The organism is Streptococcus sp. V913 (genome assembly GCF_054353455.1).
Map to the genome: position 1 here is coordinate 109,226 of NZ_JBTHHX010000003.1, position 25,802 is coordinate 135,027.

Sequence of the window (25,802 nt, forward strand, 5' to 3'; positions counted from 1 at the left end):
TCTGACACGAATCGGTGAAACTAAAGCGCGCTCCTTAACGAATATCCAGGTAATCCAAGACTAATTCACAGAACATCATGTTGGCCCAAGAAAACCATTCACGTGAGTAAAGCGTTGGGTCGTCCACGTGGAAGCTTTCGTGCATAACACCTGTGCCACCATCGCAAGCAACTAGCTGATCCAGCAAGTATTTTTTCTCTGCCTTATCTCTTGTTGTCAAGCCTTGGATAGAAAGGGCAATGGGCCAGATATAGCGATAGAAGGTATGGGAACTTCCGAGACCGCTAGCGTATTCTCCTTGGTAGAAGTATGGATTTTCAGGGCTCAGAATGGTACGGCGTGTGGCTTGATACACTTCGTCTTCAATGTCGCAATAGCCCAGATAAGGCGCAGCCAGCAGACTTGGTACATTTGGGTCATCCATGATGCTAGCATTCCCTATACCATCCACTTCAAAGGCGTAAATCTTTTCACCCTTGCTGTTGGTGGTGTAGGCGTAGTTTTCAATCCCTTCTTGGATCTCTGCTTGCAGGCGTTTAGCGTCTGCAATGATGTTTTGGCTGTCAGCTAGGTCCAGTGTTGCAAAGATTTCTTGCACATAACCCAAGACAACTACAGCAAACATATTGGATGGAATCAAGTAGCTATACTGACAGCAGTCATCACTCGGACGAAAAGCTGACCAGGTCATGCCTGTCACGGCAAAGTCAGGTCCAAAGCCATCATTTACCAGAGTGTCTTCCTTACGGTCCGTATCACGAACAAAACGATAAGGAGAGTTGTTGTGGTCTTGTTCCACCGTCCACAGATGAAGAATTTCCTTAGTCGCTACGACAAAAGTATCATCAAACTGACTGGTCTCGCCAGTCTCTTTCCAGAGGAGATAGGCCAGCTGCAAAGGATAGCAAAGCGAATCCACCTCGTACTTGCGTTCCCAAATCCAACCATTAAGGTCTGTATGGTCAGTCTCGTGGTGGCCCTTCCAATTCTCTTCAATGTTAAAGGAATTGGCATACGGATCTTTGAATACTAAGGTCATTTGACGCTTGACCAAACCTGCAATGGTCTGACGCAGGAGGGCATCTCTTTTAGCCACATGAAGGTAGGGTCTGAGTTGGGCAGTCGAATCCCGAAGCCACATGGCAGGAATATCCCCTGTGAGTACAAAAGTTGAACCATCTTCTAGAATCTCGACCGTGTTGTCCAAGGTGTCGGTGTAGCAACGCTCAAAGACATCCACCCACTCCGGATAGTCCTTGGCACGCTCTGCTACTTCGTCTAGCCATTCTCTAACAATTTCTTTCGAATAAATCATAGTATTTTTTCCTCTTTCAAACAAGTTTCATGTTCAGTATATAGTTTTTATGCTAGAAAATATATACACAAATGATAGTCATTTTTCTACAAAATTGCTTACTTTCGAACCCCATATCTAAAGGTCTCATTTTTCTGATATAATGTAGAAAAACAGCTAAAGGAAAGACTATGAAACCACTACTTGAAACCATCGATACCCGCTTTGGGACTGCTAGCAAGCATGCCTTCTCTCGGGGAAATACCTTGCCTTACACGGGCGTCCCTTTCGGGATGAATTACTTTGTGCCCCAGGCCAGTGACCAGGAGGGAGCTTGGTTTTTCGATCCGCATATGCCCGTCTTTCAAGGGATTCGATTGACCCATCAACCAAGTCCTTGGATTGGCGACTATTCTTGGCTACTCCTAACACCTATCACAGGCCAGATTGGTGGAGACAGTCTCTTTCATCGTCAGTCTTCCTATGACCTAGATAAGGCCTCTTTCCAACCTCATTATCTGAAGATTTTCTCCCTGCGCTATCAGATTGAAACCCAGCTCACACCAACTTGCTATGGCGCTTCTATTCGTTTGGAGCAAAAGCAAGGCAAAGCCCTCTCCCTCTATCTTCACGCAGCAGATGACTTGACAGTCAAGCAAGTAGATAAGCGAACTCTTACCCTGAGACAAGAAGGAAAAACTGAAACCAATAAAAGTCCTCTGATACTCTTTACTGCTCTACAAATGAATACGGATATTCTTGCTGTCAGCCAAGAAAGTGGAGACTGGCGAATTGACCTGACAGATAGTCATGCTGAAATCCAGCTAGCAACTTCTTTCATCTCCCCTTCTCAAGCTCTGATCAATTTACCTCAAACGGACTTTGATAGCTGTAAAGCAAGGGCCCAAGCGGATTGGAAAAATCTCCTCCATCGTTTTGATATCGTGGAGACAGGGGAAGCCGACCGAACCTTTTTTGATCACTGCCTCTACAGACTTTTCCTCTTCCCACAGACATTTTATGAGGTGAACGAGTCAGGGCAGGCCATCCACATGGATTTTTCTACTGGCACTATCAAACCTGGTGTTCTCTTTAGCAACAATGGTTTCTGGGATACCTTCCGCACCACCTTCCCCCTCTTTGCCTTTATCATACCAGAACACTATCACCGCTTTCTAGAAGGTTTCCTCAATAGCTACCGCGATACTGGTTTTCTTCCAAAATGGCTAGCCCCAGATGAACGCGGCATGATGCCTGGCACTCTTTTAGACGGCATTATCGCAGATAGCGCCTGCAAGGAAATGGCCCCCGACTTGGAAGAAGAACTCCTCCAAGCCATGCTGGAGACAGCCACCAAGTCTGATCCTCTTGGCATCAACGGTCGCCACGGTTTAGCTCAATACCAAGAATTAGGTTATCTTTCAACCGACCACCACGAAAGCGTCAGCCACACCCTTGACTATGCCTATAGCGACTTTTGTATCGCCAGCTGTTCCGAAAAGCTTGGTCAAAATGACATCGCCCAAACTTATAAGGTCGCATCGCAGAATTATCGCCATCTCTTTGACGCCGAGACGGGCTACATGAGAGCGCGAGATAGCCAAGGCAACTTCCGACCAGACTTCTCTCCTTATAGTTGGGGACGTGACTACGCCGAATGTTCTGCTATTCAAGCGACTTTAGGCGTCTTACATGACATCCCAGGTTTGCGTCAACTGATGGGTGGAAAGGAAAACTTTAGCCGCTACCTTTTGAAAATCTGTCAAGATGCTCCTCTATTTGAAACAACTGGTTATGGTTACGAGATTCATGAAATGAGCGAGATGGCTACAGCTCCTTTTGGGCAAATCGCCATTTCCAATCAACCTAGCTTCCACATTCCTTATCTCTTCCGCTACAGTAACTATCCTGAATACACTAGCCTTCTCATCAAGACGCTGCGTCAGAAGGCCTTCAAACCAATCTGGGATGCCTACCCTGGCGACGAGGACAATGGCAATCTCTCTGCCTGGTATATCTGGTCAGCTCTTGGGTTCTACCCGACCTGTCCAGGAAAACCAAGCTATGACCTCGGAATTCCCCTCTTTAATCATCTCCGTATCTACCTGGCTAAGGAAAATGAATGGCTGGATATCCATGCCGAGCAAAACCACAGCCACTTCAACTTTGTCAAAGAATGTCGATTGGACAAGACCATAGTATCTAGCATTCAACACCAAGACCTCTTGAAAGCTGAGCAACTGACCTTCACCCTCAGCTGGCTACCAAATCACTCCTAACCCAAAGAACCTTTGCATCGCGCAAAGGTTCTTCTTTTATGAAACTTGGACCTGAAGCTGGTCAACCAGCTGCCCATCTACCGTCAGATTCAGATAAAAGTCCAAGGTTTTATCTCCTGCAAAATACAAGGTTGGTAGCGTTAGCTTTTTTTCAGTCTCGCCAACTTGAAACGCAAGGACTTGAATCTCGTCCCGATAAGCGACACCATGCACACCCGTCCCTGGTTGAATCGAAATCTTAGCTTCTAAAGGACTGCTAAATTCTATGCGCTTCACTGTAAAGTGGACATTTTCTCCCTTGGTCACAGCTAGACTTTTTTCTGAAAACTCTAGTTGCTGAACAGTTTCTTTTTTCGACAAGGTAGGTGTTTTATAGAGTGAAATCTTGGTTAACAAAGGCAAAGACTGTGCCTCTGTAATGGTCACACGAATCTTCTGAGCCTCAACGACTGATCCTCGTAAGAGACGTTTGTAGCCAACAGTATAACCAGATCCAAACTCCTGCCAGACACCATCCAACTCTACCTGAACATGGAAAGCAGCTATACGTTGCCCCAACTTCAAATCTTCTCTTAACTCAATCACATCAAAAGCTTTAGGAGCCCCTAAATCGAGCTCTAACTGAATTGGCAGTTCTACATCACTAGCCCAAGAACTGGTCTCTAGTCCATCTGTCAGGTGGCAACAAGCAAAGTCTGCTGATAGAGCAGGACCAGATACCTTGGCTCCCAAAGCCAAATCTTCTTTATAGAGCTCGTCACGGTAGGCTCTAAATTCATACAGTCGCTGGATATCCCGTTCATCAAAGAGACCATCTTGGTTTGGCGGGATATTGAGCAAGAGAGGGGTTCCCCGCCCCACTGAGTGAAAGTAGATTTCGACCAATTCCTCGAGAGATTTGGAATCTTGATCCTCATGGTAAAACCAACCCGGCCGAAGGGAAACATCTGCCTCGCCGATTGAAAACAGCGTTCCTGAGGGATCACCGTGCTGTAGATAATCTAATGCAGCCTCTGTCCCCAACTGGTCGGGCTTGACTTTTTGCCACAAGGGATCCCCTGCATAGCCCCGTTCATTACCAATCCAGCGAATACTAGTTCCCTCTGTTGAGAATATCAAGCAATCCCCTTGTAGGTCATGAATAGTCTCAAACCAAGTCTCAAACTCATAGTTGACCTGCTGGGCCCCCTCCCCTCGAGCACCATCCATCCAAACCTCGGCAAATTTCCCAGCATTCCCATAGTTAGGATTTGATAAGATTTCCTTCAACTGAGCCAGATAATAGGCATTGTAGTCCGCTTCTCGGTCCACGTGATAGAGGGGACTGTGGGCATCCCAAGGAGACAAATACACTCCCATATCCATGTCAAATTCAGTTGCAACTTGGGATACTTCAAGGAGCAAGTCCCCCTTTCCATCTCTCCAAGGGCTGGCCTTGACCGAGTAGTCTGTATAAACTGTCGGGTAGAGCACAAAACCATCGTGGTGCTTAACCACCAAAATCAGCTTTTTAAAACCTGTTTCTTTAAGCACTCGAACCCACTCCCGCGCATCTAACTTAGTTGGGTTAAAGCGCTCAGGATCCTCCTGTCCAGTCCCCCATTCTTGGTCATAAAAGGTATTAGGACCGAAGTGGATAAAGGCTGCTAGCTCATCGCCCAGATAAGTTAGCTGGACCTGACTTGGTAATGGTCCGTTTGGTTTTATGTTCGTCATCATCTCATATCTCTTTCTCTTATCAATTTGCTTATTCAAAAAGTTATCCACAACCTGTGGATAAGAAAACATACCTAAAAATTAGCTTTTTCAGACTCCAGCTCTTAGACTTTAACCCTGTCACTCTCAGGCAGACCTGCTCAAATCCCTACTAGACTAAGATTTCTACTAGAAAGTTAAGCCCGTTACTAGTTTCCGGAGCAATTCTCAAGATCCCTCTAGGATATTAGCTAAATGTCCTGTTCTCCCCAGACTTATCCACAACTTGTGAATAAACTATTGTTTCAGGCCACTCTCTCCTTGACTATAACAAAAAGCGATAGCAGCGTCAATATGGCTAAGCTCCCTTCCTAAATCCCCTGAAAAGATTCTATAATTTGTACAATCGTAGCTTTTGCATTCGCCAGCTAGTGAGAATCAGCCAGTAGAAAATGACCTCTTTATCACATTGTGAACAGCACAACTGTGGTACTATAATACCTAACAACCTAATCATTTCCAGCAAAAAATCCCGCAGATTTGCGGGATTCTCTCTTGCATCAATGTGCCAACATTTCTTGGGCGATTTCTTGTCCAGATAAGTTATCTGGATAGTAGGTTGGCCAGTTATCCATCTCTTCAAAGAGGGCTTCTTGGCTAGTACCTCCAAAGAAGATATGGAAATGTTCTGCCTTGACTGGGGCGATATTGTGGTCACTAAACTGAACGTACTTGAACTGTCCAGCATCCGCATCTGTCGCTTCAAAGAGGAAGCGCACGCCACGATTGCCTTTCTTGTAAGTCAAGATTTTCTTACCAACATACTTGTAGGTGAATTTCTTACTTTGTCCACCTTGAACAAATTTCATAGTGTTATCAGTAATGTTAATCTTGGTCACATCTGTCTGATAGCCTTTTCTATAGTAGGCCTTGTACTCATCCTTTGTCATCTTGCCAGTTAACTTAGCCTTGTAGTCAAAGACTTGATCAAAAGTTCCATCTTCAAGGAAAGGATAAACTGACTGCCAGTTACCAGCATAGTCACTCAAGGTACGGTCCTTGACAGCTGCATCCTCAAAGTAACCATTGTGAACTGTCTTGGTGTTTTCTTCCTTCTCTGGCTCGATTTCCGATCCTTCTTGGTCTGTTGTTTGTTTCAAAGCCTTGAGGTTTTTCTCCATGATAGAGATGTAATTTTCTCCCGCCTTGGTGTCCTCTTCTGTCAGACTTTCTAAAGGATTGAGGACATCTGTTTTGACACCTGCCTCTTTTGAAAGTGTATTGGCTAGGGCTTGTGAGGCATTTTCTTCAAAGTAGATATAGGCGATTTTATTTTTCTTGACGTACTCTGTCAATTCTGCCAAACGTGCTGCTGATGGCTCAGCATCTGGTGAGAGACCTGAGATGGATACTTGCTTGAGACCATAATCCAAGGCAAGGTAGTTAAAGGCAGCGTGCTGGGTCACAAAGCTCTTTTGTTTGGCTTGAGACAAACCATCTGTGTAGGCCTTATCTAAGGCTTGCAATTTTTCGATATAGGCAGCAGCATTCTTCTCAAAGGTTTCTTTTTTATCAGGATAATCTGCTGACAAGCTGTCACGGATATGCTCTACTAGTTTAATGGCACGGACTGGTGATAACCAAACATGGGGATCGAACTCATGGTGATGGCCTTCTTCTCCATGGTCATGGTCTCCCTCTTCTTCATCGCCACCTGGCAAGAGCAACATATCGCCTGTCGCCTTGATGGTTTTCACCTTTTTCTTATCCAAAGTATCTAGCAATTTTGGAACCCATGTTTCCATGTTTTCATTTTCATAAACGAAGGTGTCTGCGTCTTGGATTTTGGCAACTGCCTTGGCAGACGGTTCGTATTCGTGAGGTTCTGTACCAGCACCGATTAGAAGTTCTACATTAGCAGTATCTCCTGCGACTTGCTTGGTAAATTCGTAGATAGGGTAAAAGGTTGTCACGATATTTAGCTTCCCATTTGCCTGTTTTTGATTGGAACAAGCCACTAAAAACAGGGCACATAGACTAGCTAGTAGTAAGCTCAGTTTTTTCATTTCATTCTCCTATTTGATAAAACGTTTCAGTAGACTGACTAATAAAAAGACAGCTACAAAGATAATGGTAATACTAGCGCTGGCAGGGGTTTCCGCATAGTAGGAAATATAAAGTCCTGCCACCATTCCCAAAAAGCCAATAACGCTGGCTAGTAACATAACGGATTTAAAGTTTTTCCCCAGACGCAGGGCAATACTAGCTGGCAAAACCATGATGGTCGATACCAGAAGAGCTCCTGCCGCAGGAATCATAAGGGCAATGGCTACCCCTGTCACCATGTTAAAAAGAATGGACATGGTACGAACGGGCAAGCCATCCACAAAGGCCGTATCCTCATCAAAGGTCAGGATGTACATTGGTCGCAAGAATAAGAAAGTCAAGAATAAAACGACCGCCGCAATGGCAAAGAGGAAAATCACCTGCTCCCGGCTAATGGTCACAATCGAACCAAAGAGATATTGGTCCAAACTCATAGAACTAGAACTTTTACCCTTACTCATGACAATCAGAGACACTGCAAGTCCTGTTGACATGAGGATGGCAGTCCCGATTTCCATAAAGTTCTTGTAAACCGTACGGAGATACTCCAGAAAGACCGCAGCGATCAAGACAATGGCAATGGTTGAAATAGTTGGAGAAATTCCCAAAACCAGACCAAAGGCTACTCCTGATAGAGAAACGTGACTGAGGGTATCGCTCATGAGACTCTGACGACGTAAGATAAGGAAGGTACCAAGAACTGGAGAAAAGAGACTCATGGCAATGACCGCCAAGAAGGCACGCTGCATAAAGTCATAGGATAACAAACTAAGCATGTTCCACCTCCTGGTCGCTTTCGTGAACGTTGAAACAACGCCATGGCGAATCTTGGTTACGAACTAGATGAATATTGCGATCCGCATAGTCCTTGACCTCCTCAGGATCATGGGTAATCATCAAAACGGCCTTGCCATGATGATGAGCGCTGTGGTGCATGAGTTCGTAAAATTCATTTTTGCTCCCCACATCCATCCCTGTCGTCGGCTCATCCAAGACAAAGATGTCTGGGTCAGAAGCAAACATCCGTGCAATCACTGCTCGTTGCTTTTGCCCTCCCGATAGGGAGCCAATTCGTTTATCACGATGTTCCCACATACCAACTGAGTCTAGACTGGCCTTGATATGCTCCTCATCGTGGGCATTCAAACGACGGAACCAGCCCTTTCGCGGATAGCGACCCGACTTGACAAATTCATAAACTGTACTTGGAAAACCAGCATTAAAACTAGCAATCTGCTGGGGAAGATAAGCTATCCTTAGCTTTTTTCCATGAGTATTTGTCTTTGAAATGGTTACCTTGCCAAATCTTGGTTGCAAGATGCCTAGACTCGCCTTGATAAGCGTCGTCTTGGCAGCTCCATTTTCACCAGTCAGGGTGACAAACTCCCCACTATCAACACTATAGTTGATATGCTCGAGGACAGGTTCCTTGTCATAATAGAAAGACAAGTCCTCTACTGTAATATACCGCATTATTTGATTTCTCCTACTAAAGCAGTTAAAAACCGCTGAATCACTTCTTGTTCATTTGGAGTAAACTGATTTGCTACTTGTTCATAGGCTGAGAGTGTGTGCTCATGGTGGTGGTGGTGTTCTGCCGCTACTGGTCGAGCTAGCTCTGTCAGTCGATAAAAGATTACACGCGCATCCTTAGGATCTCTGGATGTCTCTAACATACCCTCTTTGACTAAAGACTTGATAGCCTTGGTCACTGCCGCCTGACTGACATTAAGGCGACGGGCCAACTCCGAGTTAGTTAGGGATTCTTCTGACAAGAGCATGAGGATGTGCTCCTGAGTGTTGGTCAAGGCTACGTCACTTGTGCAATGCCCGATCAGAATTTCATGCTGGTTCTCAGATCTCAAGATCACCTCGTTTAAAAAGTTATCGATTTCCTGTGCAAGCTGTCTCATGTGTTACTCCTTCCCTAGCTATCTTTTTCGTAAAAAACTTAGATAGCCACCGATTCTTTACTGGTTAATTATATCATAAACCAAAAAAGAGTCAAGGGAAAAAGGCGTAAAAACGTTTCCCTAGACTCTTTTAGATGTGAAATTTAACCTATTTTAGCTTTGGTTTTCGGCTCGATAAGATACCTGACAATCCAGCTACCATACCCATCAAGAGCAAGAAGATGGATTGTTCACTTCCTGTATTTGGGAGAGCTTTTTCTGAGACAACTGCCTTCTTGCTAAATTGACCTGCCACCTCATAAGTCAATGGCACATTTGTAGTCGCATCGTTAGCAGCTGCATTCGTTTGAGGCGTTTCTACTGGTAGACTAGAAGTTGTAGAATCCACAGAAATCGTCCGTGAGTTCGGATTGATCTTTTCATACTGGGTCAAATCAGCGGTTTTCAGATACTCTTCAAAGGCTGCATCCATAGATGGGCCTTCTTCACGCGCGCCACCTAACATAGTGTAGCCATCACCACCCGCAGCTAAGAAATCATTGGTTGCAAGATAGTAAGTTTTTGCGAGGTCTAGGAGATCATAACGACCAGTCGTGCGGTTTTTGACCTGGATGGCCAAGACACGTTTACCTGATGGTAGGTTGGTATCATAGTAGACCTTCACACCTGAAACTTGCAAGAAGCCACCACTTGGCTCTAGCAATGGTTGTCCGTTCTCATCCAAGACCTTCTTGCCATCCTTATTGACCTGTAAGATAGAACCGAGTGACTTTTCAAACATATCCAATACTTGTTGCCCAGTCACTTGGATTTGTGAGATGGTATTTCCAAATGGAAGAACCGCAATGACATTGCCTTTCGTAATCGGTTTGCCTTTTGCAATAGTTTCACGCAAGCCACCACCATTTGTCACAGCGATGTCAGTCGGATGGCTAAATCCTGTCTGACCATACTGATAGAGAGAATCTGCTACAACGTTTCCGAGGTTGGTTTCACGAACCCGAACATTTTCACGATCACCGTTTAGTTCCACAGGGCTGTTTGAAACGACTTCAACAGCATTTTCAGCATCGTATTTTTGTTTAATGTCTTTGACTAGTTTTTCAACTGTTGGATTGGCTGGTAATTTTTTAGCATCAGCAGCCGGAATCTGAGTTGGATTGCCCAAAAGCTGACGTGATTTGTAGATAACCTTCCCAACATTATGAAGGTAGCTTCCTGTTTGGTTATAGGTAACATTGTCGCCATAAGTTGTGGAAGCTACCGTATGAGAATGCCCATCAATAACTGTCACACGTTTGCCTTTAAGACGAGGATTTTTAGACAAGGCTTCTGCCAAAGTTGAACCACGCCATTCGACTGGGGTTGTGGTATCCACACCCAAGTGAGCCAGCACAACATAGTGTTTGTAGTCCTTACCTTCTGCACGAGCCTTGGCTTGAACTTCTTCGATGACCTTATTGACTTCAGAGATTGGATCTGTAAAAGTTACCCCTTTAATGTTTTTAGGGTGGGTTTTTGTAGCAGTTTCAGGTGTTGTTACACCGATCACAACAAATTCATCACCTTCCACAGTCTTATCTTTATCAACAATTGTAGAAGCTTCAAAAAGACGAGCTCCATTGACGTAGGTATTTGAGCTAAGTAATGGGAATTTCAAGATTTCCTTGTATTTCTTAGCTTCGTCCAAACCAAAGTCAAACTCACGGTTTCCTACCGCCATGGCATCATACTGCATCTGATTGAGAATTTCAGCACGCGCTTCACCCTTTGTAGAGTTGGAAATCGGTAAACCTTGGAAGGCGTCTCCAGCATCTACGACGAGAGTCGTTTGATTTGATTTCGCGCGTTCCTGCTCAATGACAGTCGCTAACTTGGCATCTCCAATTACTCCCTTTTCCTCTACAATACGACCATGGACATCATTGGTGTGTAAGATAACGGTGTCCTTTTCTTCGCTTTTAGTAGATTCAGCAGGAGCTGACGGAGCTTCTGCAGATGCAACGGTTGCCGGAGTCTCTACCTCATTTGTTGGAGTTGCTGGCGCTGCAGGGTTCAACACAGAAGTAGGAGTCTCCGACGTAGCAGGAGTCGCTACAACAGCTGAACTTTCTGCAGGAGTTGTTGCTTCCTCAGCGTAGACTTATCCAGCTAAAAAGGCTTGGGCCAATAGGGCCGTCGACAAGACAGGTAATAAGAAACGTTTATTCATTTTGAAATCCTTTTCTTTTCTTTTTTCCTTTATGTTATACGATATTTCTAGAAAATTTGAAACCTTTGACTTATTTTCATCTAAAACATTCGCTAATTAAACAAAAAAGCTTGGGTTTAAATCCCAAACTTTTAGCTGATTTTATTGGAAATCTTTGATGTTCCCATCATAGGTCGCCCAGTCCTTGCTAAAGAAGCGGTCATTCATCTTGTAGTCTGGAGCTGGTTTCGGATCCGTCAAGAAAGGATTGACAACCTTATCAAAAGCCAGCCAACCTAACCATCCTAGATGAATAGTATCCTTAACAAAATAAGGGTCCCCTCCATTTTTTGAAAAATCAGCAATATTGGTAAAACCCTGACTTTCTAATTGGTAACGAATTTTCTCCACTGCATGCTGGTACATCTCTTCGCTGAGTCCTGTGTACTCCATCCACTTCTTGTTAACCGGCTGAATGACAAAGAGCACATTGACATTCGACTTAGCAAATTGATTGAGGACCAGCTGCAAATCATTGTATTCAGAGGACTTGAGGAAGTTGTAATTTTTTTGATACCCTTCCCATTTTTTTAAATCCTTTTGAACCTCTCTCGTATAGAAATGATTTTCCATCCCCATATCGTTATTGGTCGTATTTGCTTCCGCGTCCTTACGAACAATTTTTTCTAACTCATCATAAGAAAATTGATCCGGAAGATCCTTTAAATAGTTCTCCACGTGTTCCTTGTACTTGAGTTTTCCTCGAATGGAGAATTGTCCAAAGAGAGCGGATTGCTTTTCATTGAATCGCGCAAAAATATCAATAGCAACCCGATCAACCTCTGATAATTCTTCACCCTTTGACAGTTTTTGAACAATGCCTTTTAATGCAACATTAGGATTCTGCTTTAACAATCGAATAGCCGCATGCTTTGCAGCAATATCACCAGATTGATTTTCCAAAAAAGCTGTCAATTGGTCACTGTTAAAAAATCTCTGAAACGCTGCGGGTTCATAATCTGTCTCCGTAAACCACTGAGGCGAAATCACAAATACAGCCTGCTTATTCTCTATTTCTGGCAAAATTTGCTGTAGACCAAAATATTGATTTAGAGAGGCTGCTCCTGCTTGACCTAGAAAGTAAGGACGATAGGGACGATGGTATTTTTCCGCTAAAACAGCTGGATGGACACTATCAAATCGAATCCATTCACTGGACCCTAGAAAAGGAATAAAACGCATATTTGGATCCGTAAGAGCCCTTACTTTTTGGCTTCTCTCTTTAAAACTCTCTATACTAACAGAAGCCGCTGAGTACTTCTCCTCCGTCAGATTATGACTTGTTGTACTTGGATAAAAAAAGATGAGTAAAAGAATCAAAAGGCCAGCAATGAAGATAGGACCGAAGATCAGCCACAAGCGTTTAAGCATTCTTCAACTCCGTGATACCTGCTACGATTTTATTAGCCGTATTCCAGTCATCACGACCGAACTCCGTCACTGGAACACGAATGTCAAAACGGTTTTCAATCTCAACGATCAATTCAACCGTTCCCATGCTATCCAAGACACCAGCATCAAAAAGATCTTCATCCATCATGTCAGAAACATCTTCCATAAACAACTCATCAATAATTTCAATAACTTCTGATTTGATATCCATTTTTTATATCCTTTTATTTTTTAAACCATAAATCATTCAAAAATCCAGAAAAGATTAAGAATGAAACCATCACGACATGGAAGGTGACAACCATGCCAAGCAACTGAATCCAGCGATTCTCAGGTAAGGAACCCTTTCCAGCTTTTTTCCGTTCTTTATTGAGCGCTTTTTTCTTACGAACCCATGCATCATTGATGACTAGCCCAATCCCATGGAAAAGTCCATAGGCGATGTAGTACCAGGTCACACCATGCCAAAATCCCATAATCAGCATATTGAGAATGTAGGCTACACTTGAAGTGACATTGCGATTTTTAAAGACCTTCTTTCTGGTCAACACCATGACTATCCGCATAAAGACAAAGTCACGGAACCAGAAAGACAGACTCATGTGCCAACGATTCCAAAACTCCTTTAAATCCCTTGACAAAAAAGGCTTGTTAAAGTTGATGGGACTATGAATCCCCATCAAATTAGAGATGGCTAAGGCAAACATAGAGTAGCCCGCAAAGTCAAAGAACAAGTCTAGACCAAAAGTATACATCACCGCCAGAGCATAATGATTAAAGAAACCACCTGTCTGTAAGGCCAAATTTTTCAGCGGAGGCAGTAATATCTCTCCCAAAACATGGGCCAAGATAAACTTGTAAAGGAAGCCAAGCATGATACACTTGACAGCCTCTTCTAGCATATCCATCAGCTCATCCCGCTCAGGAATGGTCTCATAATTTTCATTGAAGCGTTTAAAACGATCAATGGGACCACTCGAGAAAGTCGGCATAAAGAGAAGAAAACGTAAGAATTGCCAAATCGTTAAATCCTTAATGACACCGTCTCTTAACTCAACGATAACCCCAACAGCACGAAAGGTTAAGTAAGAAATCCCTAAAAATCCAAACAAAGATTGAGGTCCATGAATAGCAGGAGATACTTTCACAAAGACGATAGGCAATAGGGATAGAAAACTAACCAGGTAAAATATCCATTTACTATCCCGTTGTTTCCTGTACCTTTTGTAGAAAGATACAAGAAGTACTTGCCAGATAACATAAAGGATAAGTGCGCTTATTTGATTCGTCTTTCCACCGACCAACATGGTGACGATAAAGAAGAGACTAACGAGCACCTCGTACAAGGCAAAACGTTTCTTGAAAAAAAGACCGATGAAGATAGGTAAAGTCGCAACAATTACGTATAAAAAGTACTGAAGATCACCATAAGGTTCCAAATGAGGTAGCTGTTTATAAAGCTCCATCATCTACTGTTTACCTCGTTAATCAAGCCTTTGATATCAATTTTACCATTAGGCGTTAGTGGTAAACTGTCTCGATAGAGAAACTTAGATGGCATCATATAGGACATCATGATATCTGCCAAATCTTCCTTGATAGCCTTGGTAATATCGATATCGCGTTCAAACTGTTCACGAACACCGTCCTTTAGGATAACATAGGCCAGCAGATTTTGTACCTTGTGGTCCTTGTTATAACGTGGGACAGCAACAGCCGACTCGATATAGCGAGACTTGTTGAGGTTTTGAGAGACATCTTCAAGCTCAATGCGATAGCCATTAAACTTAATTTGGAAGTCCATGCGTCCGCCATAGAGAAGCAAGCCCTCTTCTGTCATGGTTCCTATATCCCCTGTGTGGTAGGCTGGAAGACCTTCGAACTCAAAGAAAGCTTCTGCCGTTTTTTCAGGATTATTCATATAGCCTTTTGAAACAGCTGGCCCAGAAACGATGATTTCTCCTTGCTCACCATTTGGAACTTTCTTACCTTCATCATCAATGATAAAGGTCGGAGAATCCGCCTTGGTATAGCCGATTGGTAGACGTTTCATAGTTGCAAGCATCTCATCTGTCACGGCAACAGCTGATAGGGCTACTGTCGCTTCTGTTGGACCGTAGGCATTGATAATACGAGCATTTGGGAAACGTTCGCGCAGTTTTTGAGCTGTTTTGACCGTCAATTCTTCACCATCAAAGTAGAAATGCGTGATTCTTGGCATTTTCTCGCTATTGAAGTCTTCTGACAACATGGCCATATCTGCAAAGGAAGGCGTTGATGTCCAGATAGCGATTGGCAATGAAAAAATCGTCGCAAAGAGTTTTTTGAAGTCCTGAGTAATGGCTGAAGGAAGAGCGAAAAGCGTACCACCTAGTGCCAAGGTTGGCGCCCAGTACATAACAGATAGGTCAAAAGAATAAGGGGGCTGAGCCAGCATTTGTGGACGACTTGGTGTCGCAAACTCCTTATCTGTAATCATCCAGTTGGTAAAACTGAGGAGATTGTCATGGGAAATCTGCACCCCCTTTGGCTTACCGGTCGTACCAGAAGTAAAGATGATGTAGTAATTATCATCTCCCTTGACTGAATGCGTCATCTCATAGCTAGCCCCTTGAGCAAAGGCTTCTTGAACCTGAGCTAAAGTCATCATTGGCGTAGAGACTTGCTCCAATGGAAAATCTGAGATGGCAATAATCAAACTTGGCTCTGCAACTTCTACGATAGCAGAAACTCGTTCCAAAGCTGAATGGCTGTCAATTGGAATGTAGGCATGACCCGACTTAGTCAGCGCTACAAAGGTAGCCAACATCTCATATTCCTGACCACCAAAAACGACGACTGGAGATTTCTCAGGCAAGTCAAGTCGATCGATAGCTGCAGCTAAACTATCTGAATCAGCCTTCAGATTGCCATAAGTATGCTCTTGACCTAAAACATTGTAGACAGGATATGTTGGCTGTGTTTGAGCAAAGTGCTCAATCGTTTCAATCATATCTTTTATCGGTTTATTAGACACAGTTCTTTTTCTCCTTTAAACTAGAACTCATTATAAATAAAGCCACCTTGTCCCTGCCCAAGGTAACTAAAAAAATAAAGCAAGCCAAGTAAGATTACAAAATATAGGGCCGTCCGGCCTAAAAATACATGTAGGTTTCGTTGTTTTTTCATAAGCTATCCATTAATATATCATTTCTATCAAATACAAATACGCACTATTAGTAACTTATCTTCCTAACATTTTACCACTTTATCAACCTTTTTTTCAACTGTTTACCATAACTTAAAAGTTCGTTTTAGGTTATTTTAAGATAAATTAAAATGTTAACAACAAATGTGAACAAAAATTTCCATTTCTATAAATCTCCTATACCAGTCATCAGAAATTAAACAGTTTAAAGAATGACAGCAAACACACGACTCCCCCTTTGGGCATTTTTATGCTAAAATAGTAGCTATGGATAAAATTATTAAAACTATATCAGAAAGCGGAGCCTTTCGTGCTTTTGTCCTTGATAGCACTGAAACCGTCCGCACTGCTCAAGAAAAACATCAAACTCAAGCCAGTTCAACTGTTGCACTTGGTCGCGCCCTTATCGCTAGCCAAATTCTCGCAGCCAATGAAAAAGGAGATACCAAGATTACTGTAAAAGTTCTTGGAACGAGCTCTCTCGGTGCCATCATCACTGTCGCAGATACCAAGGGAAATGTCAAAGGCTACGTTCAAAACCCCGGTGTAGATATCAAAAAAACTGCAACGGGTGAAGTCCTAGTCGGACCTTTTGTCGGCAATGGTCAATTTCTCGTTATCACAGACTATGGTACTGGAAATCCTTACAATTCTATGACTCCTCTCATCTCTGGAGAAATCGGTGAAGACCTGGCCTACTACCTGACTGAAAGCCAACAAACTCCTTCAGCCGTCGGCCTCAATGTTCTTTTGGATAAAGACGACAAGGTCAAAGTCGCTGGTGGCTTCTTACTACAAGTATTGCCAAATGCCAAAGAGGAAGAGATTGCCCGCTTTGAAAAACGCATCCAAGAAATGCCAGCCATTTCAACTCTTCTAGAAAGCGACGACCATATCGAAGCCCTTCTCAAGGCTATCTATGGTGACGAATCTTACAAACGTCTATCTGAAGAAGAAATTCGTTTCCAATGCGACTGTAGCAAAGACCGTTTTATGAACGCTCTTGCCAGCCTTCCAAGCTCAGACTTAGAGGAAATGAAAGAGGAAGACCACGGGGCAGAAATCACTTGCCAATTCTGCCAAACAACTTACAACTTTGATGAAAACGACCTGGAGGAACTCATTCGTGACAAATCTTAATACACCCTTTATGATTGGCAATGTTGAGATTCCCAATCGTACCGTTTTAGCGCCTATGGCTGGCGTGACCAACTCAGCCTTTCGTACCATCGCAAAAGAGCTCGGAGCTGGACTCGTTGTCATGGAAATGGTCTCTGACAAGGGAATCCAATACAACAACGAAAAAACCCTGCATATGCTTCACATCGATGAAGGCGAAAATCCCGTTTCTATCCAACTCTTTGGTAGTGATGAAGACAGCCTCGCACGCGCAGCAGAATTCATCCAAGAAAACACCAAGACCGATATCGTTGATATCAACATGGGCTGCCCAGTTAACAAAATCGTGAAGAACGAAGCTGGCGCTATGTGGCTCAAGGACCCAGACAAGATCTACTCTATTATCAACAAGGTCCAATCTGTCCTTGATATCCCCCTAACTGTCAAAATGCGCACCGGCTGGTCTGATCCATCCCTAGCCGTGGAGAATGCCCTCGCAGCTGAAGCTGCTGGTGTCTCTGCTCTCGCCATGCATGGCCGTACCCGCGAACAAATGTACACAGGCCACGCAGACCTCGAGACCTTGCACGATGTAGCCCAAGCACTGACTAAGATCCCATTTATCGCCAACGGTGACATCCGTACAGTTCAAGATGCTAAACAACGCATCGAAGAAGTTGGTGCTGACGCAGTTATGATTGGCCGAGCAGCCATGGGAAATCCCTACCTCTTCAACCAAATCAACCACTACTTTGAAACAGGAGAAATCCTTCCTGATTTGACCTTTGAAGATAAGATGAAAATCGCCTACGAACACTTAAAACGCTTAATTAGCCTCAAAGGAGAAAAAATTGCAGTCCGTGAATTCCGTGGCCTCGCTCCTCACTACCTTCGTGGTACATCTGGTGCAGCTAAGCTTCGTGGAGCTATTTCACAAGCTAGCACTCTTGCAGAGATTGAGGCCCTCTTGCAACTAGACAAAGCATAGTCTCACATCTACAACTCACAAAAACGGCAAAGCTCAAAAATGAGTCTTGCCGTTTTTATATATTTTCATCTTGTAAATCTAATTGCTTCACTCTAGCTATATAATAGGACATAATCAAAAACAAATTGAAGCTGACAATCCATATAGACCATTCATGAAGAAAATGCATCAATACAGCCAAGCTGATTGCGCCCACTACGAAACTTCCCACAACAATCCCATAATTTAAGGCCTGACGACGGTATTCTTGGATATTTCCTTCTCTTCTAGCAATGCGATACAAAGCGGTCAGCATCTTTCGGTAATTTCCAGACGTCATAAAAATGACATAGGGATGATCTTCAATCAAACTGCCCGTAAATGTTAGCATCATCATTCCTGTTCCAAAAGCGATGAAAGGAACTTCTAATAGAGGAAATCGTGAAAAGAAAGGTAGAATAAGAGTTCCAATAAATAAAGGGAGCAGCATCTTAACCCGCCAGTAGGCCGTTTTGCGGTATTCTTTCATGTGCAATGCAAACAGAAATCCTAGAGAAAAGAAAATAATGGAGCAGAATCGTAGCATCGTATTGATAACATTTGAGTAGCGCCAATCAGATATAAGTAGGAGAATATTCCCTGTCTGTGTCGCTACCAAACTATGGTATTGAATATGGCAAAACACATCCAAAGAACCACCTACAAACCCAAGAAATACTCCCATCAATCGTGTGTTTTGAGGTAAGATTAATTTATCCGCCATGTATTATCACTCGTTTTCCTTTGATTTTTTTATTATACCACTTTCTCTTGGAGAAACTAAGTGAAAAACAGTTGATTCACTCTTTTACAGAACGATTTCTAGTAAGAGTTAAAACACAAAATTTTATTATTGAATCAAGGCAACGCTTGAAACTTTACCATCCGCACCTGTTGTAATTTGGATGATTTTTCCTCCTCCGATTTTAGCATTATACTTGCCATCATCAAGGGTGTAAGAGTAGCCTCTAATAGAGTAGCTTTCTTTCTTCCCATCTGCAGTTTCTACTGTGAATTGCCCTCCTGATGAAACCGTAATAGTTTCGCCATTCGCTCCCTTCCAATTGCCCGCTGCAGCTGAGAAGTCACCATCCACCATGGTTAAAACTCCCTTGTAGCGTTTGTTGTGTTCTGCTTGCTTGTCTTGAAGTTTGCGGTCAGTTGTTGGATCATAGCCTGACTGGTTAGACTGTGCTTGAAAGCCTTGCTGAGTTGATGGAGCCTGAGATGGGGCTTGTTGACTAGGAGTTGCTTGTTCTTGTCTTGATTCAGGTGCCGGTTTCGCTTGTGACTGGTCTACCGTTGTAGAAGACTGACCAGAAGATGCCTGAGTCTTTTCAGATGAAGCTGAGCTTGAAGATTTTTGAGTCTTGCTTTCTTTGCTAGAAGAAGCCGCTTTAGAGCTTGATGATTGACTTGTCTTTGCAGAGCTACTGGTTTGAGTGGTTTCGTTTTTATTTCCACAAGCTCCCAGTAGCAAGGTAGAAACCAATACAGTCGCTGCCATCAATTTGATATAGATTTTCTTTTTCATTTTTCTACTCCTTTGTAACATTTTTGAAATATTAAGAAATCATTTTGTAATATAATTGTAACATTAGGCCTTGAATCTGTCAATTATTTAGATAAACTATTTTAAAAATTGTTCCCTCCACTATTTCAATTCGTAATCGAAACGAAAAAAATAGAAATTTTTTTAGATTAGAGTCCTATTTTTTGCATCTCTCTTGTGTAATTCTAAGAAAGATAGCCATTCATAAAAAATGATGATAAATAAAAAGGTCGGGAAAAGTTCCCGGCCTCGTTTTTTATTTCAATCGATAGGTTTTCCTTGGTTTCTTTTTGGGTACTCGTTTGAGTCCGACTTCTTCTACATATTCGCCGTATTTTACGAGAAAGTTATTGCTGACGATTGGGCGACCGGGGTTGATGAGATTGACTAGTTCAGTTCCTTCGTAAACAGTGAACTCCTCCTCCAACAGATAAAGGAAGGTCGGATTCCAGTCGAGACGGCCTTGGATTCGTTTGATGGATTCTTGGATAATGGCATAATGGTCAAAGGCGAAGGCCTGCTCGTCCAGCTCGACTCCCTCTAGGTAGCATTTGCCCGTCTGAAAATCGACATCTACAAAAACCACATCCTTGGCATCGTCACCTGCCTGAACGAGGTCTAAGGCACGACTAGGTAGGTACACTAAGTGGGCAATGGTCACTGTCCACCCCCGTGGGTCACGCCCGGGAGTCGATACGGTCATCAATTGCTCGATTTTTTCCAAAGGTAGATCGAGATTGACTTCTTCTCTCACCTCGCGCTGACAGGCATGTGCAGCATCTTCTCCCTTGTCCATAAAGCCTCCAACTAAGGCTAAACAGTTTTGATAAGGGTGAGCCTTGCGACGGATCAGCAGGAGCTTGATCTTTCCTTCGACAAAGCAATAGGCTACCATATCTACTGTCACACTTGGTTTTTCATATTGAGGGAGTTCCTGCTTGTAGTACCAGTCTAAAAACTCCTCCTGACTGGCATGAATTTCAAAATATTCTTTTTCCGTCATCCCTTCTGGAATCTTTACGTCTGCCATCTTATGCCTCCTTTCGAACCGCCTTAGTCCATTGGTACCAACCCACTAGACTGTTGAGTGTGTAAACCCAGTACATACCTTGGATATGGATGTTTTCACCCCACCAGAGATAAATACTAAAAAGATTGGTTGCAATCCAGAAAATCCATTGCTCACGGTAGAGACGTGTCATCAAGAGCTGACCAACACCATTGGTCGCATCGGTGACACTATCACGGAAAGGGCGAGCGCTATTGATACTTTGATAAGCCAAGCCCATACTAATCCAGATAATGGCAGTCAAGGCTAAGTACTTGAGCCAGTCAATCACAGATAATTTCTTAGCTTCAAAGTGGGATTCTTCTGGTTTTTCCTGTTCATTGATACGATTGGACAACCAAGCATAGAGACCAATCGGCTGCATGACAAAGAAGTAAACAGTCGTCAAAACTTCGCCATAAAAAGTCGCATTCATGGCCAAAATCAAATAGATAGCTGAGTTAATAGCCCCAAAAAGATAGTTGCTTGCACGCCCTTCTGCTACCAAGATAACACAGACAATCCCAGTCCAGGATGCAAACAAGCTCAACCAGTCATGGCTTTCCGTATTTTGTGTAAACTCCAAGATCAAGGGAACACTTGACAGGGCGATGAGATACAACCACTGGAAAAGACTGCGACCGACAAAGAGATCTTTCCAGAGCAAGCGCATGATTCCTGCAAAACCAATCTTGCGAGCTTCTGCATGGACATTGTTAAAGTTTTCGATAAATTGTCTGATTTTTTCAGTTAGTTTTTTCATATTTTTCTCCTAATCTGCTTGGTAAATGGCATCAATAGCTACTTTTGCTGCTTCATAATTTCCTAGGTAATCCTCCGCTAGATAAACTAAAGGAATGTTGGTTAAATATCGCTCCCTCATCTGGTCCAAATGCTGGGAGAAACTATGACGAATATGGTCTTCTGCCATGGTCATATCTCTAAATCCGTCATTGACATAGGAACCGACAGGTTGCACAAAGAGAATCAAGTCCCATTTTTCCTTAGCCAAAATCGAGGCAAAGAGATTATCAAAGGTCTCTCCGGATAAGTCCACTTGATCCTCAGTCTCCATATAATAGTCATAGTAGCCCTTAGTTACCAAGGAGTTTGTATCGGCTATCACTAAGCCTCGATTGGCATTGCTATCAATTAACTTGGAGGTCTGGTCATACTGCCCTAAAAGGAGATAATAATAATCCTTTGGAGTCAATTCATCGTCGCGGACATTGTTTTTGATCTGGTACTCACGCGCGTATTCCAGACTGACAGGTGCATCGTAATACCTTGCCAAATCCTTGGCCAGAGTGGTCTTCCCATTGCTAGCACTTCCCATAATCAGCACTTTCTTGGTAAACTGACGTCGGAAAGGTTGAGCGATGTATTTCCAATATTCGCTTGGATTTTCTCGAATCATAGTCGATGAGATACCAAACTTTCTTTCTTGCAAGACGGTGCCAAATCCACGTTTAGCTAGTTCTTGCTGGTATTCTTCTTCTCCCACAAAGAAAGTCAGTTCTTGCTGGGTTTCATCATAGGAAATCTCCGCTAACATCTGGTCCAACCACTCCTGCCAACCCATAGGGTAACGGGGAAGGTTGGTCTCATCCAGCTTGCAGACAGAGGTCAACTCGTCATCACGAAAAGCCTCTCGGATATAGCGAAATCGTTTTTGAAGACTTAAACCTACCTGCTCACCTCGATCTCCCTCGTATCCTGAAACGACTACCCAGACCTGGTCACACTGGCGCTTCGCTCGCTGAATCAGATCGATATGCCCTTGATGGAGAGGGGCAAAGGTTCCAAATACCACTGCTGTTTTCTTTTTCATAAACGTTTTACCTTTTTATTATTTTTGATATTTTTATTTTCTATGTTTTTATTATATACTATATTTTTGTTTTGTCAATAGTTTTTTATCATTTTTTATAAAAAAGTAGCAAAAAAAGAATCAGGATTGCTCCTGACTCTCCATTTTTAAGCAATATCAAATTTTAATTGACCAGCTTTAACACCTATCTTGAGGGTCTTGCCTGCTACTAGTTCTCCCTTGAGAAGGAGTTCTGCTAGCTTGTCTTCCACTTCTGTTTGCAGGGTTCTGCGAAGTGGGCGAGCTCCCATTTCTGGATCATATCCTTGACTTGCTAGTAACTTCAACGCTGAAGCTTGCAGTTTCAAGTCGATGCCCTTCTCAGCGAGGCTAGCAATCAATGGTTTCACCATAATCTTGACAATTTCCTGCATGTGTTCGCTATCTAAGCTATGGAAGACCACCTTTTCATCAATACGGTTGATAAACTCTGGTCGATAAGCTTTTTTCAACTCTTCAAAGATTCGTTTTTCCATATTTTCCTGGTCAAAACGAATGTCCTTGGCCCCAAAGCCGACCGTCTTGTCATCACGAAGAGCCGTCGCACCAAGGTTTGACGTCATGATGATAATGGTATTTGAAAAATCAACCTTGCGCCCCTTGCTATCTGTCAAGACGCCGTCGTCCAGAACCTGCAAGAGAACATTAAAGATATCTGGGTGGGCCTTTTCTACCTCGTCAAATAGAAGAACGGAGTATGGTTTGTTGCGAACCTTCTCAGTCAACTCCCCACCTTCTTCGTAGCCCACATAACCCGGAGGAGCTCCATTGAGACGGCTAGCCGCAAATTTCTCCATATACTCACTCATATCAAAGCGAATAAGGGCTGATTCGTCATCAAAGAGGACTTCTGCCAGAGCCTTGGCCAATTCGGTCTTACCGACTCCTGTCGGCCCTAGGAACATAAAGGAACCAATCGGACGCTTGTGACTACGAATTCCTGACTGGTTGCGGCGAATCGCACGGCTAATGCTTGAAACAGCTTGATCTTGACCGATGACACGTTTGTGTAGTTCAGCTTCCAAGTTCAGGTATTTCTTGGCATCCGTTTGCGTCAGTTTTTGGACTGGAATCCCTGACAAGCGACTCAAGGTAGTCAAAATTTCAGATTCTGTTACCAAATCTTTATAGACAGGGACTTCCTGCTCTTTTGCGATTAGCTGAGCAGCTTGTTTCCACTTGCCATCCATCAAGGCCTTGTCAGCTGGACTCAAATCGGATTCGTCTGTTTTCACCTGCTTGGATTTGTTTTGCACTGTTGCTGCCGCTTCATCCAATAGATCGATGGCAGAGTCTGGTAAGTGACGACTGGTCAAGTAACGATGCGCCATCTTGACAGCTGTTTCAACAGCTTCATCTGTGATTTGCACACGGTGGTGTTTCTCATAGGTGGCCTTCAAACCTTGCAAAATGGTCATACTGTCAGCTAGACTTGGCTCTTCAATCGTCACTTTTGCAAAACGACGAGAAAGAGCTGCGTCTTTTTCGATGTGTTTTTGGTATTCTTCCTGAGTGGTTGCACCAACTGTTCTCAGAGTTCCACGAGCTAAGGCTGGCTTCAAGATATTGGCTGCATCCAGAGTCGAATCAATACCGCTACCAGAACCCATGATGGTGTGGAGTTCATCGATAAAGAGGATCACTTTGCCATCTTCCTCGATATCCTTGATGATGTTGTTCATACGCTCTTCAAAGTCACCACGGAAACGTGTCCCTGCAACGACATTCATCAAATCAAGCTCTAGAACACGCATCTTTGCCATCTCCGCAGGTACATCCCCACTGGCAATACGCTGAGCAAGACCAAGTGCCAGAGCTGTTTTCCCGACACCCGCATCTCCAACCAAGACCGGATTGTTCTTGGTCTTCCGACTCAAAATCTGAATCATACGTGAGATTTCCTTGTCTCGACCGATAACTGGCTCTAACTTGCCAGAACGCGCTTGCTCCGTTAGGTCATGCGTGTAGTCCTCTAAACCGCCACTTTGAGCTTGAGGCATGCCCATCATATTGGCCATGGAATTTTGCTTGTCAGTTACTGTGCGATGACGTTGACGCAAAGCCTTGAGATCTTCTCTTGTCCATCCTGCACGCTCTTCTAGATTGCGACGAAGAGCAGCAATTCTGACCTGATCTTTCTGGTCCTCATAAGAAAAGCCTGCTCTCTCCAAGATGCGTGTCGCCAAGGCATTTCCGTCATGCAAGATTGCATAGAGGACATGCTCTGTCCCTAGCACCTTTGCGTGGACCACTGAGGCCACATACTCTGCTTCTGCAAAGAGAACTTCCAAACGATGGGAAAAGGGTAATTCTGTAAAGGTTTCGTCTTGGCTATAGTCCGTTTCAGTCAGTTCCAACGCAACCTCTTCTAAACGGTCCATTTCATAAGGATAATCGTTTAAAGTCGCACCTGCCACACTGTAACTGTGATTGGACATGGCAATCAATAAATGCCAAGACTCTAGGTAATGAGCTCCAAAATGGCTTGCAACCATGTAGGCACTTTCGATACATTCATTCAATGCTTTTGAATAGTTCATCTTACTTCTCTTTTCTATCTACCTCTTGTAATAGCTGTCGGAGCATATTGGCACGGACAACTGAAGATTCTTCCCCTAGGACACGATCCGTTGCTACTGAAGTCAGCAAGGTCATCTCTTGCTTGGTCATCAGGTCCTGCTCCACCAAAAGCTGGAGAATATCCTCATAAATCTCCTGACTAACTCGCTCACCAATCGAGTAAAGCAAATCGCGGAGCATCTCATGATGATTGGAAAACTCAATCCGTCCGATTCGAATGTAGCCTCCACCACCACGCTTGCTCTCAACTAAGTAACCTCTACTTTCCGTAAAGCGTGTCTTGATGACGTAGTTAATCTGACTTGGCACAACCTGGAAGGTATCAGCTAACTGGCTCCGTTGCAATTCCACGATACCAGACTGGTCTAAAATCGCCTTGATATAGGCTTCGATATGATCTGATGTATTTTTAAATCTCATAGTAAATCAAACTCCTTCTTTGAACCTTGACTATCTTTGACTATTATACCGAAATTTTTGATTTTTTTAAAGAAAAAGGGCGCTGGTAAA

21 protein-coding genes and 1 pseudogene are annotated in these 25,802 nt (G+C 43.4%); 3 read left to right on the top strand and 19 right to left on the bottom strand.

Features of this window, described 5'->3' with window-relative positions:
- Positions 1-34: 34 nt before the first annotated feature.
- Positions 35-1,315, bottom strand: a complete 1,281-nt coding sequence (locus ACXYSL_RS06635; protein WP_458624307.1) for a glycoside hydrolase family 125 protein — start codon at positions 1,313-1,315, stop codon at positions 35-37.
- 170 nt (positions 1,316-1,485) lie between these two features.
- Here ACXYSL_RS06635 and ACXYSL_RS06640 point away from each other — a divergent pair, with 170 nt between their 5' ends.
- Complete coding sequence (locus tag ACXYSL_RS06640; protein WP_458624308.1) at positions 1,486-3,573, top strand: GH92 family glycosyl hydrolase; 2,088 nt, start codon at positions 1,486-1,488, stop codon at positions 3,571-3,573.
- 36 nt (positions 3,574-3,609) lie between these two features.
- On the opposite strand, the gene ACXYSL_RS06645 is transcribed toward ACXYSL_RS06640, so the two are convergent.
- From ACXYSL_RS06645 to ACXYSL_RS06695, 11 genes and pseudogenes are all read right to left on the bottom strand, one after another.
- Positions 3,610-5,289 carry an alpha-L-fucosidase gene (locus tag ACXYSL_RS06645; RefSeq protein WP_458624350.1) on the bottom strand — a complete coding sequence of 560 codons (1,680 nt, stop codon included), beginning with the start codon at positions 5,287-5,289 and terminating at the stop codon, positions 3,610-3,612.
- A 539-nt stretch (positions 5,290-5,828) separates the two neighbouring features.
- The gene (gene adcA / locus ACXYSL_RS06650) at positions 5,829-7,334 is read right to left on the bottom strand and encodes a zinc ABC transporter substrate-binding lipoprotein AdcA (RefSeq protein ID WP_458624309.1); all 1,506 of its coding nucleotides are present in this window, start codon (positions 7,332-7,334) and stop codon (positions 5,829-5,831) included.
- Positions 7,335-7,343: 9 nt separating this feature from the next.
- Complete coding sequence (locus tag ACXYSL_RS06655) at positions 7,344-8,150, bottom strand: metal ABC transporter permease (RefSeq protein ID WP_061588547.1); 807 nt, start codon at positions 8,148-8,150, stop codon at positions 7,344-7,346.
- Complete coding sequence (locus tag ACXYSL_RS06660; protein WP_061588546.1) at positions 8,143-8,847, bottom strand: metal ABC transporter ATP-binding protein; 705 nt, start codon at positions 8,845-8,847, stop codon at positions 8,143-8,145. Before ACXYSL_RS06660 ends, ACXYSL_RS06655 begins: the two co-directional genes overlap by 8 nt.
- Positions 8,847-9,287, bottom strand: a complete 441-nt coding sequence (gene adcR, locus ACXYSL_RS06665; protein WP_084939464.1) for a zinc-dependent transcriptional regulator AdcR — start codon at positions 9,285-9,287, stop codon at positions 8,847-8,849. The genes ACXYSL_RS06660 and adcR overlap by 1 nt, the downstream gene beginning before the upstream one ends.
- A 148-nt stretch (positions 9,288-9,435) precedes the next feature.
- A pseudogene (gene nt5e / locus ACXYSL_RS06670) lies at positions 9,436-11,499 on the bottom strand (cell surface ecto-5'-nucleotidase Nt5e).
- 141 nt (positions 11,500-11,640) lie between these two features.
- A complete protein-coding gene (dltD, locus tag ACXYSL_RS06675; RefSeq protein ID WP_458624310.1) occupies positions 11,641-12,909 on the bottom strand; it encodes a D-alanyl-lipoteichoic acid biosynthesis protein DltD in 1,269 nt (422 codons plus the stop codon).
- On the bottom strand, positions 12,902-13,141 hold the full coding sequence (gene dltC / locus ACXYSL_RS06680; protein WP_000351968.1) for a D-alanine--poly(phosphoribitol) ligase subunit DltC: 240 nt from the start codon (positions 13,139-13,141) through the stop codon (positions 12,902-12,904). Before dltC ends, dltD begins: the two co-directional genes overlap by 8 nt.
- A 13-nt stretch (positions 13,142-13,154) precedes the next feature.
- On the bottom strand, positions 13,155-14,399 hold the full coding sequence (gene dltB / locus ACXYSL_RS06685; protein WP_458624311.1) for a D-alanyl-lipoteichoic acid biosynthesis protein DltB: 1,245 nt from the start codon (positions 14,397-14,399) through the stop codon (positions 13,155-13,157).
- Positions 14,396-15,946, bottom strand: a complete 1,551-nt coding sequence (gene dltA, locus ACXYSL_RS06690) for a D-alanine--poly(phosphoribitol) ligase subunit DltA (protein ID WP_458624312.1) — start codon at positions 15,944-15,946, stop codon at positions 14,396-14,398. The genes dltB and dltA overlap by 4 nt, the downstream gene beginning before the upstream one ends.
- A gap of 20 nt (positions 15,947-15,966) precedes the next feature.
- Positions 15,967-16,098 carry a teichoic acid D-Ala incorporation-associated protein DltX gene (locus ACXYSL_RS06695; RefSeq protein WP_007518064.1) on the bottom strand — a complete coding sequence of 44 codons (132 nt, stop codon included), beginning with the start codon at positions 16,096-16,098 and terminating at the stop codon, positions 15,967-15,969.
- Between the two features lie 286 nt (positions 16,099-16,384).
- Between ACXYSL_RS06695 and hslO the strand changes: the two genes are divergently transcribed.
- The gene (hslO, locus tag ACXYSL_RS06700; protein ID WP_458624313.1) at positions 16,385-17,257 is read left to right on the top strand and encodes an Hsp33 family molecular chaperone HslO; all 873 of its coding nucleotides are present in this window, start codon (positions 16,385-16,387) and stop codon (positions 17,255-17,257) included.
- Positions 17,244-18,224 carry a tRNA dihydrouridine synthase DusB gene (gene dusB / locus ACXYSL_RS06705; protein ID WP_000183314.1) on the top strand — a complete coding sequence of 327 codons (981 nt, stop codon included), beginning with the start codon at positions 17,244-17,246 and terminating at the stop codon, positions 18,222-18,224. Before hslO ends, dusB begins: the two co-directional genes overlap by 14 nt.
- A 55-nt stretch (positions 18,225-18,279) precedes the next feature.
- Here dusB and ACXYSL_RS06710 read toward each other — a convergent pair whose 3' ends face one another.
- The 7 genes from ACXYSL_RS06710 to ACXYSL_RS06740 all read right to left on the bottom strand — a co-directional run bounded on the left by ACXYSL_RS06710 (position 18,280) and on the right by ACXYSL_RS06740 (position 25,712).
- The gene (locus ACXYSL_RS06710; RefSeq protein WP_458624314.1) at positions 18,280-18,966 is read right to left on the bottom strand and encodes a DUF1275 family protein; all 687 of its coding nucleotides are present in this window, start codon (positions 18,964-18,966) and stop codon (positions 18,280-18,282) included.
- Between the two features lie 126 nt (positions 18,967-19,092).
- Complete coding sequence (locus tag ACXYSL_RS06715; protein ID WP_458624315.1) at positions 19,093-19,776, bottom strand: hypothetical protein; 684 nt, start codon at positions 19,774-19,776, stop codon at positions 19,093-19,095.
- Between the two features lie 274 nt (positions 19,777-20,050).
- Positions 20,051-20,824: an NUDIX domain-containing protein gene (locus ACXYSL_RS06720; protein ID WP_458624316.1), complete on the bottom strand. Its 774-nt coding sequence runs from the start codon at positions 20,822-20,824 to the stop codon at positions 20,051-20,053.
- Between the two features lies 1 nt (position 20,825).
- Positions 20,826-21,605 carry a nicotinamide riboside transporter PnuC gene (gene pnuC / locus ACXYSL_RS06725; RefSeq protein ID WP_458624317.1) on the bottom strand — a complete coding sequence of 260 codons (780 nt, stop codon included), beginning with the start codon at positions 21,603-21,605 and terminating at the stop codon, positions 20,826-20,828.
- Between the two features lie 9 nt (positions 21,606-21,614).
- Positions 21,615-22,673 (bottom strand): AAA family ATPase, encoded by a 1,059-nt coding sequence (locus ACXYSL_RS06730; RefSeq protein ID WP_223326801.1) that lies wholly within the window; start codon positions 22,671-22,673, stop codon positions 21,615-21,617.
- Between the two features lie 146 nt (positions 22,674-22,819).
- Positions 22,820-25,252 carry an ATP-dependent Clp protease ATP-binding subunit gene (locus tag ACXYSL_RS06735; RefSeq protein ID WP_458624318.1) on the bottom strand — a complete coding sequence of 811 codons (2,433 nt, stop codon included), beginning with the start codon at positions 25,250-25,252 and terminating at the stop codon, positions 22,820-22,822.
- 1 nt (position 25,253) lies between these two features.
- Positions 25,254-25,712: a CtsR family transcriptional regulator gene (locus tag ACXYSL_RS06740; protein ID WP_001211258.1), complete on the bottom strand. Its 459-nt coding sequence runs from the start codon at positions 25,710-25,712 to the stop codon at positions 25,254-25,256.
- Positions 25,713-25,802 lie beyond the last annotated feature (90 nt).